The organism is Aeromonas sp. sif0611, assembly GCF_019218845.1.
GTDB classification, from domain to species: domain Bacteria; phylum Pseudomonadota; class Gammaproteobacteria; order Enterobacterales; family Aeromonadaceae; genus Aeromonas; species Aeromonas media.
Genome location: NZ_JAHUWU010000005.1, coordinates 155,838 through 168,524, shown reverse-complemented (window position 1 = coordinate 168,524; position 12,687 = coordinate 155,838). Strand labels below are relative to the sequence as shown.

Annotated in this window: 11 protein-coding genes; 9 read left to right on the top strand and 2 right to left on the bottom strand. The window is 62.4% G+C overall.

Going from position 1 to position 12,687, the window contains the following annotated elements:
- The first annotated feature begins 26 nt into the window (after nucleotides 1–26).
- The 5 genes from pckA to KW824_RS13785 all read left to right on the top strand — a co-directional run bounded on the left by pckA (nucleotide 27) and on the right by KW824_RS13785 (nucleotide 5,591).
- Nucleotides 27–1,652 carry a phosphoenolpyruvate carboxykinase (ATP) gene (gene pckA / locus KW824_RS13805; protein ID WP_005327486.1) on the top strand — a complete coding sequence of 542 codons (1,626 nt, stop codon included), beginning with the start codon at nucleotides 27–29 and terminating at the stop codon, nucleotides 1,650–1,652.
- Nucleotides 1,653–1,825: 173 nt separating this feature from the next.
- Complete coding sequence (locus KW824_RS13800; protein ID WP_218410078.1) at nucleotides 1,826–2,491, top strand: GntR family transcriptional regulator; 666 nt, start codon at nucleotides 1,826–1,828, stop codon at nucleotides 2,489–2,491.
- Between the two features lie 33 nt (nucleotides 2,492–2,524).
- Nucleotides 2,525–4,327: an aminopeptidase P family protein gene (locus tag KW824_RS13795; RefSeq protein ID WP_218410077.1), complete on the top strand. Its 1,803-nt coding sequence runs from the start codon at nucleotides 2,525–2,527 to the stop codon at nucleotides 4,325–4,327.
- Nucleotides 4,328–4,536: 209 nt separating this feature from the next.
- Nucleotides 4,537–4,989, top strand: coding sequence for an N-acetyltransferase (locus tag KW824_RS13790; RefSeq protein ID WP_218410076.1), 453 nt, complete (start codon nucleotides 4,537–4,539; stop codon nucleotides 4,987–4,989).
- 131 nt (nucleotides 4,990–5,120) lie between these two features.
- Nucleotides 5,121–5,591 (top strand): glycine zipper 2TM domain-containing protein, encoded by a 471-nt coding sequence (locus KW824_RS13785; RefSeq protein ID WP_005327494.1) that lies wholly within the window; start codon nucleotides 5,121–5,123, stop codon nucleotides 5,589–5,591.
- A gap of 81 nt (nucleotides 5,592–5,672) precedes the next feature.
- Here the strand turns inward: KW824_RS13785 and KW824_RS13780 are convergent, their stop codons facing one another.
- Entirely contained in the window at nucleotides 5,673–6,617 is a 945-nt protein-coding gene (locus KW824_RS13780; RefSeq protein WP_218410075.1) for an inorganic triphosphatase, read from the bottom strand.
- 169 nt (nucleotides 6,618–6,786) lie between these two features.
- On the opposite strand from KW824_RS13780, the gene KW824_RS13775 reads away from it, so the two are divergent.
- Both KW824_RS13775 and KW824_RS13770 read left to right on the top strand, forming a co-directional pair.
- On the top strand, nucleotides 6,787–7,467 hold the full coding sequence (locus KW824_RS13775) for a TIGR00153 family protein (RefSeq protein ID WP_025328355.1): 681 nt from the start codon (nucleotides 6,787–6,789) through the stop codon (nucleotides 7,465–7,467).
- Between the two features lie 25 nt (nucleotides 7,468–7,492).
- A complete protein-coding gene (locus tag KW824_RS13770) occupies nucleotides 7,493–8,758 on the top strand; it encodes an inorganic phosphate transporter (RefSeq protein WP_005327500.1) in 1,266 nt (421 codons plus the stop codon).
- Between the two features lie 67 nt (nucleotides 8,759–8,825).
- On the opposite strand, the gene KW824_RS13765 is transcribed toward KW824_RS13770, so the two are convergent.
- Complete coding sequence (locus KW824_RS13765) at nucleotides 8,826–10,064, bottom strand: multifunctional CCA addition/repair protein (protein ID WP_182786551.1); 1,239 nt, start codon at nucleotides 10,062–10,064, stop codon at nucleotides 8,826–8,828.
- Nucleotides 10,065–10,283: 219 nt separating this feature from the next.
- Between KW824_RS13765 and KW824_RS13760 the strand changes: the two genes are divergently transcribed.
- Nucleotides 10,284–11,927 (top strand): ExeA family protein, encoded by a 1,644-nt coding sequence (locus KW824_RS13760; RefSeq protein WP_218410074.1) that lies wholly within the window; start codon nucleotides 10,284–10,286, stop codon nucleotides 11,925–11,927.
- Nucleotides 11,927–12,613, top strand: a complete 687-nt coding sequence (gene exeB, locus KW824_RS13755; protein ID WP_218410073.1) for a GspB family T2SS assembly factor variant ExeB — start codon at nucleotides 11,927–11,929, stop codon at nucleotides 12,611–12,613. The genes KW824_RS13760 and exeB overlap by 1 nt, the downstream gene beginning before the upstream one ends.
- Nucleotides 12,614–12,687 lie beyond the last annotated feature (74 nt).

The window sequence follows — 12,687 nt, the reverse complement described above, 5'->3', positions numbered from 1 at the left end:
CACACCTCTGAACCCAGGAGAACATAATGACTATCGTGGTAGAACCCGCCCTGGCACAACAACTGAAACTGGACCAATACGGTATCAAAAACAGCCAGGAAATCGTTCGCAACCCTTCCTATGAGCAGCTTTTCGCAGAAGAGACCCGCCCAGACCTGGAAGGATTCGAACGTGGCGTCGTCACCGAACTCGGCGCCGTCAACGTCAATACCGGCATCTTCACCGGCCGTTCCCCAAAAGATAAATATATCGTCAAAGACGCCACTACCCAGGATACCGTATGGTGGTCTGACCAGGGCAAGAACGATAACAAGGCCATCACCCCCGAAGTGTGGTCACATCTGAAATCCCTGGTGACCAAACAGCTCTCCGGCAAGCGCCTGTTTGTGGTCGATGGTTTCTGCGGTGCCAACCCGGATACCCGCCTGGCGGTGCGCATCATCACCGAGGTGGCCTGGCAGGCACACTTCGTGAAGAACATGTTCATTCGCCCGAGCGATGAAGAGCTGAAAACCTTCAAGCCCGACTTCGTGGTGATGAACGGCGCCAAGTGCACCAACCCGAACTGGCAGGAGCAGGGGCTCAACTCCGAGAACTTCGTCGCCTTCAACATGACGGAGAAGATGCAGCTCATCGGTGGCACCTGGTACGGTGGCGAGATGAAGAAGGGCATGTTCTCCATGATGAACTACTTCCTGCCCCTGCGCGGCATTGCCTCCATGCACTGCTCCGCCAACGTGGGCAAGGATGGGGACGTGGCCATCTTCTTCGGCCTCTCCGGTACCGGCAAGACCACCCTCTCCACCGATCCCAAGCGCCAGCTGATCGGCGATGACGAGCACGGCTGGGACGACCACGGCGTGTTCAACTTCGAAGGGGGCTGCTACGCCAAGACCATCAAGCTCTCCAAGGAAGCCGAGCCGGATATCTACAACGCCATCCGTCGCGATGCGCTGCTGGAGAACGTGACGGTCGCGGCCGACGGCACCATCGACTTCGATGATGGCTCCAAGACCGAGAACACCCGGGTCTCCTACCCCATCTATCACATCGAGAACATCGTCAAGCCGGTCTCCAAGGCGGGTCATGCCAACAAAGTGATCTTCCTGACCGCCGATGCTTTCGGGGTGCTGCCCCCGGTCGCCAAGCTGACCAAGGAGCAAACCAAGTACCACTTCCTGTCGGGCTTCACCGCCAAGCTGGCCGGTACCGAGCGTGGCATCACCGAGCCGACTCCGACCTTCTCCTCCTGCTTTGGCGCCGCCTTCCTCAGCCTGCACCCGACCAAGTACGGTCAGGAGCTGGTGAAACGGATGGAAGCCGCAGGGGCAGAAGCCTATCTGGTCAACACCGGTTGGAACGGCACCGGAAAGCGCATCTCCATCAAGGACACCCGCGCCATCATCGATGCCATCCTGGATGGTTCCATCGAGCAGGCGCCCACCAAGGTGCTGCCGATCTTCAACCTGGAAGTGCCGACCGAACTGCCGGGCGTGAACCCGGCCATCCTCGACCCGCGCGACACTTATGCCGACCAGGCCGAGTGGGATGCCAAGGCACAGGATCTGGCCCAGCGCTTCATCAAGAACTTCGAGCGCTTCACCGACAACGACGAAGGCAAACGCCTGGTTGCTGCGGGCCCGCAGCTGTAAGCTGCGCCCTGTCAAGGTGACAATCCCATACCGGTCAGCCTAGCTGGCCGGTATTTTTTTGGTCGATGCACAGCATATGGCTCCCGCCAAGCCTTGCCTTGCACGCGGTTGCGCGTTAGATTCAGCCAAACTTTATACAATATACAATTTTGCAACCTGCCCGTGACTCAAGCATGACCCCACCCTACAAGACCCGAACCCAGATGGTGATGGAGAACCTCCGCGGCCGGATATTGCGTGGGGAGTTTCCCGCCGGCGCCCCCCTGCGCCAGGACGCCATCGCCAGGGAGCTGGCGGTGAGCCGCATCCCGGTGCGAGAGGCGCTGATGCAGCTGGAGGCCCAGGGGCTGGTGAAGTTCGAGGCCCATCGCGGCGCCGTGGTCACCATGCTGGACGCCTCGGCCATCGAGGAGCTCTTTTATTTGCGGGCGCTGCTGGAAGCCGATACCCTGTTCCACGCCGTCGACCTGATGACGGAGGAGACCTTCGCCAAGGCGCAAGCCATCCTGGCCCAGTTTGATCTGGCACTGGAGTCCGGCACCCAGATCGAGCACTGGGCTGAGTTGAACCACAGTTTTCACGCCACCCTCTATCAGGCCGCCAACCGTCCCCAGGCACTGGACCTCATCGCCCAGATCAATCTGAGCTGCGATCGCTACGTGCGCTTCGAACTGCTGTTCGCCCAGGGCGGCGTGGACAAGGCCGAGCGCGAACACGCCCACCTGCTGGAGCTGTGCCGCGCCCGCCGCAAGCACGAGGCGGTGGTCCTGCTCAAGCAACATATCGAGGCGGCAGGCCAGTCGATCCGACAGATCCTGGCAAGCGGCCACAATCAGTGAACACTCACATCATCACAATCTGGCAATAACGACATGAATCATTTCGAGATTATTGAAACCCGCGTCGCCCAGGTCAGGGCCACTCTGGCCACGTTGGAACTGGACGCCTTCATCGTTCCCCACGACGACGAGCACCTGGGGGAGTACATTCCCGCCTATGCCGAACGGCTGGACTGGATCACGGGTTTCAACGGCTCCGCCGGCCTCGCCATCATCATGGCGCAGCGGGCGGCCCTGTTCGTCGACGGTCGTTATACGGTGCAGGCCCGCATGCAGGCACCGGCCGAGCTGTTTGAGTTTCTTCACCTGAACGAAGATCCCCACCTCCAGTGGCTGGCAGATCAACTGCCGTCCGGCGCCCGGGTCGGCTTCGACGCCCGCCTGCACAGCCTGGCCTGGTATCAGAGCGCCAGGCCGATCCTGGCCGAGCGCGGCATAGCACTGGTACGGGTCGATGAGAACCCCATCGATCTGCACTGGAGTGATCGCCCCACCCCGACCAAGACCCCTGTCATCCTCTACAGCGAGGAGCTGGCGGGCCAGTCCAGCCAGGCCAAGCGCGAGCTGCTGGCGGCGGATCTGCGCAAGCGCGGCCTGGATGCGGTGCTGCTGACCCAGGCCGAGCCCATCAACTGGCTGCTCAACCTGCGTGGCCGCGACGTGGAGCGGCTGCCGGTGGTGCTGGGCTTTGCGGTGCTCTACGCCAACACCAGCATGGATTTCTTCGTCGACACCGACAAGATCGACTGCATCGCCTTCAGCCGCCACGTGGGACAGGATGTCTCCGTCTATCCCATCGACAAGCTGGGTGACGTGCTGCAGCGCATCGGCGAGGATCAGCAAAAAGTGCTGGCCGACCCCAACACCGCCAACGCCTGGACCCAGCTCACCATGGAGGAGGCAGGCGCCATCCTGGTGGCGGGGCAGGATCCCACCATGCTGCCCAAGGCGTGCAAGAACGCCGTTGAGCTGGCCGGCATGCAGCGCGCCCATCTGCGCGATGGCGTCGCCGTCACCCGCTTCCTCGCCTGGCTGGATCGGCTGATCGCCTCCGGCGACTATCAGGATATGGATGAGGGCACCCTGGCCGATCGCCTGGAAGCCTTCCGCCGCGAGCAGGATCACTACGTCGAGCCGAGCTTTGACACCATCTCGGCGCTGGGCCCCAACGCCGCCATGTGCCACTACCGCCACACCAACGGTGTGCCTCGCCCCTTCGGTCAGGACAGCATCTATCTGGTGGATTCCGGCGCCCAGTATCTGGATGGCACCACCGACATCACCCGTACCGTCAAGGTGGGTGAGGTGACCGACGAGCACAAGGCCATGTTCACCCGGGTGCTGCAGGGCCATATCGCACTGGATCAGGCACGCTTCCCCCGCGGCACCGCCGGCATCCAGCTCGACGTGCTGGCCCGCATGCCCCTGTGGCAAGCCGGTTACAACTACGACCATGGCACCGGTCACGGGGTCGGCCACTTCCTCAGCGTGCACGAAGGCCCGCAGCGCATCGCCCCCAAGGGCAGCCTGGTGGCCCTGCAGCCGGGTATGGTGCTCTCCAACGAACCGGGTTACTACCGGGAAGATGCCTTTGGCATCCGCTGCGAGAACCTGGTGGTGGTCACCGAACTGGAGCAGATCGGCGAACTGCCGATGCTGGGCTTCGAACGGCTGACCTATGTGCCGTTCGATACCCGCCTCATCGATCGCAGCCTGCTGAGCCAGGCCGAATTCCGCTGGATCAACGACTACCACGCCGAGGTTTACCGCCGTCTGAGTCCGCTGCTGGAGGGCGAGGATCTCGCCTGGCTGGAGCAGGCGACCCGCCTCATCTGATCGCAGCAATCGAGGTTATCCGGTGAAACAGGGCCTGCGGGCCCTGTTTCTTTAGCTCTTGAGCACCATCTGAGCTGTGATCGATTCCCCCGGCTCTGCCTCCCCTGTCTAGCCTCCGAACCAGACCCGCTTGCATCAGCCTGGCGAGCCCACTACCCTGTGCGCTCTTTTTGACTGCCCCCCCGGCAGCAAGTACCACAGGAGCCCGGATGCAGCCATCCCCCCTATTACGCCTTGCCACCCACGCCGACATGCACGCCATCTGGCAGATAGACGCCGACGTCTTCGGGGAGGATGTCTACCCCGCCTTCTTCTTCCGTCAGGCCATGGATCTGTGGCCCGCCTTGCTGGTCGTGGCGGAGCTGGAGGACAGGCTGCTGGGTTATGCCCTGGGAGGCCTGGGTCAGGATCGGTCGCAGGGCTGGCTGCTCTCTCTGGCGGTACGGCCCGAAGCCCGCGGCTTTGGCCTGGCTGAGCGCATGATGCTGCGGGTGGAACAGGCACTGGCAGAAGTGCAGGTGGCGCGAGTCAGGCTGACCGTGGATCCGGCCAATCCGGCCCAGCGCCTCTATTTCCGCCTAGGTTATGCACTGTTGGCCGAAGAGCCCGGCTATTTCGGCCCGGGGGAGGATCGCCTGCTGCTGGAGAAGGCCCTGACCTGACCCGCGTTGGGGCCGGGCCACCGTTCACGCCACATAATTGGTTACACTTTGCGGGTTTAATGCGCAACCCGGTTGGCGTAGAGTGGAATACATCAAGCCGATTAATCCGATGATCGCCCAGGAGGCCCATCATGTTGAAACGTATCGCTCTCATCACCCTGCTGGCCGCCACTACCGCCATCACGGGCTGTGCCAACAGCGATGTCTACTCCGGCGATGTCTATACCAAGGATCGCGCCAAGCAGGTTCAGACCGTCAGCTACGGCACCATCCTCTCGACTCGCCCGGTGAAGATCCAGGCCGATGAAAACTCCCTGATCGGCACCATAGGCGGTGCCGTGGTCGGTGGCCTGCTCGGCAGCACCATAGGGGGGGGGCGCGGCAGCGACATCGCCGCCGCGGGCGGTGCCATCGCGGGCGCAGCTGCTGGCAAGGCCGCCGGTGACAAGCTCAATCAGGTGGATGGCGTCGAGCTCGAGATCAAGAAAGAGAACGGCGAATCCATCGTGGTGGTGCAAAAAGCCAACCCCACCTTCGTGCCCGGCGCCCGAGTCCGCATGACCCAGGGCAACGGCACCATCAACGTGGCCGTGGTGAACTGAGCTCCCCCTCAGACCATCTTCCACAAGCAAAAAAGGTGAGCCATGGCTCACCTTTTTTGCATTCAGTGAAAACCTGAACCCTCAAGAATCCAGGTGCAGCCAGGCCGCAATGGCCAGTTGCAGGCCCACGAGATCGGCGCCGTGCAGCAGGGCCGACAGCTGCTCTTCCCCCGCCTCCGCCAGCAAACGCTGCTGCACCCGAAGAGCGGGCAACCAGGCAGGGGCCTGCGCCAGGTTATCGGCGGCCTCGGCCACCAGGTCGCAACCCTGCAGCATCCCTTGCAGCGCCTGCTGCCGCTCTTCCTTCCCGCACTCCAGCCAGAGCTGCTCGTGATGCTGCCAGAGCTGCAGGCCGAGCGTGATGCAGGCCTTGCCATCGAGCCCGCCGATATCCGGCAGGGGTTGCACCGCCAGCGGCTTGCCGAGCCCCGCCAGCCGATAGCCCCGCTGCGCCTTGGATTGGGATCCCAGCCTGACCCCTCCCAGATCCGCTAGGTGCGCGGCCAACCCGAACAGGGCGCTCGCCTCACCTGACTTGAGCTCCAGCTCCAGCTCGTCGATCTCGGCACGGCCCAGGACACCGACAATCTCCCCCCGATCCCAAGCCAGTTCAATCTGTGCACCGTCGAAGGCGATCAGCCAGTGACGTCGCAGGAAGTCGGTGCTGAACTGGGCCACCAGGCGGGACTGGATCTCGTCGCGCACGGCCAGACTTGGCCAGATGTGGTCAGGGAACGCGGACAGGGTCGGCAGATCGCCGCTCACCGGGGCGTTGTATTCGGGTCTGGCGTGCAGCCCCCCGACCACCTGGCCACGGCATTTGATGGTCTGCTCGGAAAAATGGTCGCTGCGACGGATGCGCAATCCCATGTCGAGCCGGCGTAAATCCAGAGCGGGCGTATCGAAATAGACATTGCCGAGGCGGACCTGCTCAGAAGAGATAATTTCAAGTGAATTCAGAAAGTTGGAGATGAAGTCTTGAATGTTGCTGGTGACGAAAAACTTTATCTCGATCTCAGTTTGCATAGTCATTCCGGGCAGGCAGGCAACTTTGGGGGGCATGATCCGGGTCGCGAGGATATAATGCCAGCGATAGATAAGGATTAATTCACGGTTTTATTGATGGCACAGTTCGGTTATCCTGCGCCCCTCATAAAATCGTATCGAGTGTTTTTTCACCGACACAGGTTTGGCCATGCCAGTAAATACTATTTTGGGTCTTTTTGCCAAGTCCCCCATCAAGCCGCTGCAGAAGCATATCGTCAAGGTTCACCAGTGCTCCCAGCAGCTGGTTCCCTTCTTTGATGCCGTTGCCGAAGACCGTTGGGAAGATGCCGAAAAAATCCGGCAACAGATAGCCCAGCTGGAAAAAGAAGCGGATATTCTCAAACGCGAAATTCGCCTTAAACTGCCTCGCGGCCTGTTTCTGCCGGTCGCTCGTACCGATCTGCTGGAACTGCTGACCCAGCAGGACAAGATCGCCAATCGTGCCAAGGATATTTCCGGCCGCATGCTTGGCCGCAAGATGGAATTCCCCACCGAGATGCGTGCCGATTTCATGGCCTATCTCAAACGTTGTATCGATGCGACCGCCCAAGCCGAAAAAGCCATCGGAGAACTCGATGAGCTGCTCGAAACCGGCTTTAAAGGACGTGAAGTTGAAATGGTTGCCGAGATGATCCACCAGCTGGATCTCATCGAGGACGATACTGACACCATGCAGATCGGGCTGCGCCAACAGCTGCAAGCCGTTGAGCACAAATACAATCCGATCGACGTTATGTTCCTCTACAAGATCCTCGAATGGGTAGGTGACCTGGCTGATCAGGCCGAGCGCGTTGGCGCCCGTCTGGAACTGATGCTGGCTCGTTCGTAATCGACTGACTGGGTAAACACTACTAATGGACATTATCGCAAATTACGGCACCACCCTGGTGCTCGTGGCGGCCTTGTTCGGCTTTTTGATGGCCTGGGGCATAGGGGCGAACGACGTCGCCAACGCCATGGGCACATCGGTCGGCACCAAGTCTCTGACCATCCGTCAGGCGATCATCATCGCCATGATCTTCGAGTTCGCCGGTGCCTATCTGGCCGGCGGCGAAGTCACGGCTACCATCCGCAACGGCATCATAGATACCAATGCCTTCACCGATACCCCGGATGTGCTGGTGCTCGGCATGATAGCCTCTCTGCTGGCCGCCGGCCTCTGGCTGATCCTGGCCTCCTACTTCGGCTGGCCGGTCTCGACCACGCACTCCATCATCGGGGCCATCGTCGGCTTCGCCGTGGTGAGCGTCGGCCCGGAAGCGGTGCAATGGAGCAAGTTTGGCGGCATCGTCGGCTCCTGGGTGGTCACACCGGCCATCTCCGGCATCATCGCCTACTTCATGTTCATCAGCGTGCAGAAGCTCATCTTCAACACGGACAACCCGCTGGCCAACGCCAAGCGTTATGTCCCGTTCTACATGTTCCTGACCGCGCTGGTCATCTGCCTGGTGACCATCAAGAAGGGGTTGACCCACGTCGGTCTGCACCTGAGCGACGGCGAGGGCATCTTGCTCTCCATCGCCATCTCGGTGACCCTCTCCATCGGTGGCTGGTTCTACATTCGCGGTCAGCAGTACAACCCGCAGGATGACAACAAGATGCACTTCGCCAACGTGGAGAAGGTGTTTGGCATCCTGATGGTGATCACCGCCTGTGCCATGGCCTTCGCCCATGGCTCAAACGACGTGGCCAACGCCATCGGTCCGCTCTCCGCCGTGGTATCCACCGTCGAGAGTGCCGGTCAGATCACCGGCAATTCCCACATCGCCTGGTGGATACTGCCCCTTGGCGGCATAGGTATCGTCATCGGTCTGGCCACCATGGGTGAGAAGGTGATGGCCACCGTCGGCACCGGCATCACCCACCTGACCCCGAGCCGTGGCTTCGCCGCCCAGCTGGCCACCGCCGCCACCGTGGTGATCGCCTCGGGGACAGGTCTGCCCATCTCCACCACCCAGACCCTGGTGGGTGCCGTGATGGGGGTGGGTCTGGCCCGTGGCATCGCCGCCCTGAACCTGGGCGTGCTGCGCAACATCGTGGTCTCCTGGGTCATCACACTGCCCGCCGGTGCCATCCTGGCCATCGCCATCTTCTACGTGCTGCAGGCCTGCTTCTCTTAAGCACCTCACAGCAAAAAGCCCGAGTCAGTGACTCGGGCTTTTTCATGGTTGGCATTCAGGGCCGACATCACTCCTCGATAAAGGTCCACTCGTCTCGCACCCGGCTGATGGCATCGAGCCGCCGCTTGGCGAGTTGCTCGCGGATCCCCTCCCCCTTGAAACCCGCCGCCACTATCTCCTTGACCGGCACCGCCTGGGCCGCAGCCAGGGCCTGGGCCACATAATCCGGCTGGCTGTAGACCTTCTCTTCGAAACCGGTACGGCCGTGGAAGTCGGCGCGGCAGGCATCCAGCAACTGGGCGAAGCGATCCGGCCTGCGCCAGGCGTCCGCCTTGTCGAATACCTTCAGCAGGGTCGGTGGCTTGAGATCGAAGGCGATGTGGATATGGGTGTGCAGGTCGCTCACCAGCAGCGCCAGATCACGGCAGTCGTTCGGCACTCTGAACCGCTCGCAGAAATCCCGGATGAGCGGCAGCCCTTTCTGACCATGACCGTGATGGCTGGGCCAAAACGCAGGGGGTGTCACACCCTTGCCAAAATCGTGGCAGAGGGCGGCGAAGCGAACCGGCAGATCCGAAGAGCGCTGACAGGCCTGATCCAGCACCATCATGGTGTGGATGCCGGTATCTATCTCCGGGTGCCACTTGGCGGGTGCCGGCACCCCGAACAGGGCGTCCAGCTCGGGGAAGAGCGCGTTGAGGGCACCACATTCGCGCAATACCTCGAAGAAGACCCGGGGAGTCTGCCCCAGCAGTACCTTCTCCAACTCCTTCCAGACCCGCTCCGGGGTCAGGTGGGCAAGCTCGCCGGCGTCGGTCATCTCCCGCATCAGCGCCAGCGTCTCGGGGGCCACCACGAAGCCCTGCTCATGGAAACGGGCGGCGAAGCGCGCCACCCGCAGGATGCGCAGGGGATCCTCGGCAAACGCCGGAGAGACGTGGCGCAACAGCCGCGCCTCCAGATCCCTGAGACCGCCATAGGGATCGTGCAGTTGTCCGCCCTCATCTTCGGCGATGGCGTTGATGGTGAGATCCCGGCGCAGCAGATCCTGCTCCAACGTCACCTCGGGAGAGGCATGACAGACGAAGCCTGTATAACCCAGGCCCTGTTTGCGCTCGGTGCGGGCCAGGGCATACTCCTGCTGGGTGCTGGGGTGGAGAAACACAGGAAAGTCGCGACCAACCTGGGTGAACCCGAGGCTCAGCATCTGTTGCACGGTAGCACCGACCACCAGGTGGTCTCTGTCCCCCTGCGGCAATCCCAACAGGCGATCACGGACCGCTCCCCCAACCAGATAAATCTGCACGCGCACTCTCCCTCGATAAACCTGCCTCGATGATACCGCTTTTGGCCGACAGACACGACGGATCCCGGCTCGGGAAGAGCGACTACCCTCTGATCATTCGACCCCGCGCCTCATTGCCGTTTGAGCCGGTGACCGGGATGCCCCTCTTATGGTATCCGGGTCTTTGACATCCCTCTGGGGAGGCTTTAACCTGCCGCCATAACAATGGAATGGATCCTTATGTACACACAGTTCTTCGGTCTGTCGGAGCCCCCGTTCTCCATCTCGCCCAACCCCAAATATCTCTATATGAGCGAACGCCACGGGGAGGCCCTCGCCCACCTCAACTACGGGTTGCAGGACGGCGGCGGCTTCGTGCTGCTGACGGGGGAAGTGGGCACGGGCAAGACCACTGTCTCCCGTTGCCTACTCCAGCAGTTGCCCGCCGAGACCGAGATCGCCTACATCCTCAATCCTTCCCTGACCGAACGGGATCTGCTGGCGGCCATCTGTGACGAGTTCCAGTTGCCCTACGCCCAGGAAGCCAGCCTCAAGCAGTTGTTCGATCTCATTCGCGATCACCTGCTGGCCAATCTGGCTGCGGGCAAGCGCAGCGTGGTGCTGGTGGATGAAGCCCAGCATCTGCTGCCCGGCGTGCTGGAGCAGTTGCGACTGCTCACCAACCTGGAGACCGACGAGAAGAAGCTGCTGCAGGTAGTGCTCATCGGCCAGCCCGAGCTGCAGCAGATGCTGCGTCAGCCCCTGCTGCGCCAGCTGGCCCAGCGCATCACGGCCCGCTACCATCTGCTGCCGCTCTCCTGTCAGGATGTAGACGCCTATGTGCGCTTCCGGCTGCAGGTGGCTGGCTGTGTCCAGCCCATCTTCACCCCCAAGGCAATCCAGACCTTGCACCGCCTCTCCGGTGGCATCCCGCGCCTCATCAACCTCATCTGCGACCGCGCCCTGATCGCCGCCTTCGCCCGCGGCAGCCACAAGATAGCCCACGGCGACATCAGCCTGGCTGCCTATGAAGTGAGCGGCATTCGTGACGAGGGAAGCTGGCAGTCCGGCCTCACCGTGACCCTGGCAGGCGCCCTGCTGGTCGCCGCCGGCTGGTGGGGCTGGCAGTTCTTCGGCGTCTTCCCTGCTCGCCCCCTGGTCAAGGTGGAGGTACCGGTCAAGGTGGATGAGACGCCGGAGCAGCTGGAACAGCTGACCCGCGCCATCAATCAGGCGATTTCACCCGACGTGGCCATGCAGAACCTTTACAGGGTGTGGGGCTACCAGACCGAGCTGGAGGAGGCGACCTGTGACGACGCCCCCCGCGCTGGTCTGCGTTGCCAGGAGGGGGAAGCCACCCTGGCCGAGCTGCAGGCCCTGCAATATCCCGCCCTCATCAGCCTGACCGATGAAACGGGAGGACTCTATTACGCCACCCTGGTAAGCCTGGGGCCGGACAAGGCGTCCTTGCTCATCGGCAATCAGAGCTGGCAGGTGGACAGGCAGTGGCTGTCCGACGCCTGGGGGGGCAGTTATACCCTGCTATGGCGTATGCCCAAGGGCGGCGTGCCCCTGATAGGCAGTAACGCCAGTGCGGCCCAGGCCCAGTGGCTGGACAATGCACTGAACCGCGCCATGCAGCAGCCGGACCGCAAGGTGAGCCGCTTTGATGCAGCCCTCAAGAGCAAGCTGCAACAGTTCCAGCGTGAGCAGGGGTTGACCCCGGACGGCATCGCCGGCAGCAATACCCTGTTGCGCTTGAATGCCGTGGCCGGTGAACCCATGCCGAGGCTGGAAGATGAATCCCTGCGTGCCAGCACGCCTGTCGATCTGGATGCCGTGGCGGATGACACCATGGATCCCCTGATGGAGGATGCCTCCTGATGTCTACCCTGCTCAAGGCCCTGCGCCGCGCCGACCAATCCCAGTTCACTCCCCACATGCCGCTCATGGGCCTGCCCGTGAGCCAGGAAGAAGAGCCAGGCCGCCGCTGGATCTGGTGGCTCCTGGCTCCCCTGGCCCTGCTCATGGGGGCCGCCGCCAACTACGGCTGGCACCTCTACCACCTCAAGCCACTCGAACAGCAGATCGAGGTGAAGGAGGTGGTGACGCCGCCCTTCGTGCGAGTCGAACCCAGATCCATGGTCACCCGCCCGCTGCCCCCGCCCCTGCCGGAGCCCGTGGTACAACCCAGACCCGTTGCCGCCGCTCCCGCAGCGGCGACCGCCGGCAATGCCCCCCAGAGCCTGGCCGAGCGCATCATGATGGCCCTCAACAACACCCCGCTGGTGGAAGAGGGGGCAGCGCAAGCCCAGCCCCAGTCCGGAGCCATGCCCCTCAGCTCTCTGGATCCCGCGCTGAAACAACAGGTTCCTCCCCTGACCTATGGTGCCCACAACTTCTCCTCCGACCCGGCCAAACGGGCCGTGGTGATCAACGGGCGGGAGCTGCGCGAGGGCAGCGAGGTCGCCCCCGGCGTGCTGCTGGTTGCCATCGCCCAGGACTACATCATCCTGCAGGTCGGCGGTCAGCATGTCAGCCTCAAGGCGTTGCAGGACTGGCGCGGCTGACCGGGCCACAGTCACAAGCCGGACCTGCTGGCCCGGCTGCCATCTCAAGAGGGAGCCCGAGAGCTCCCCTTTTT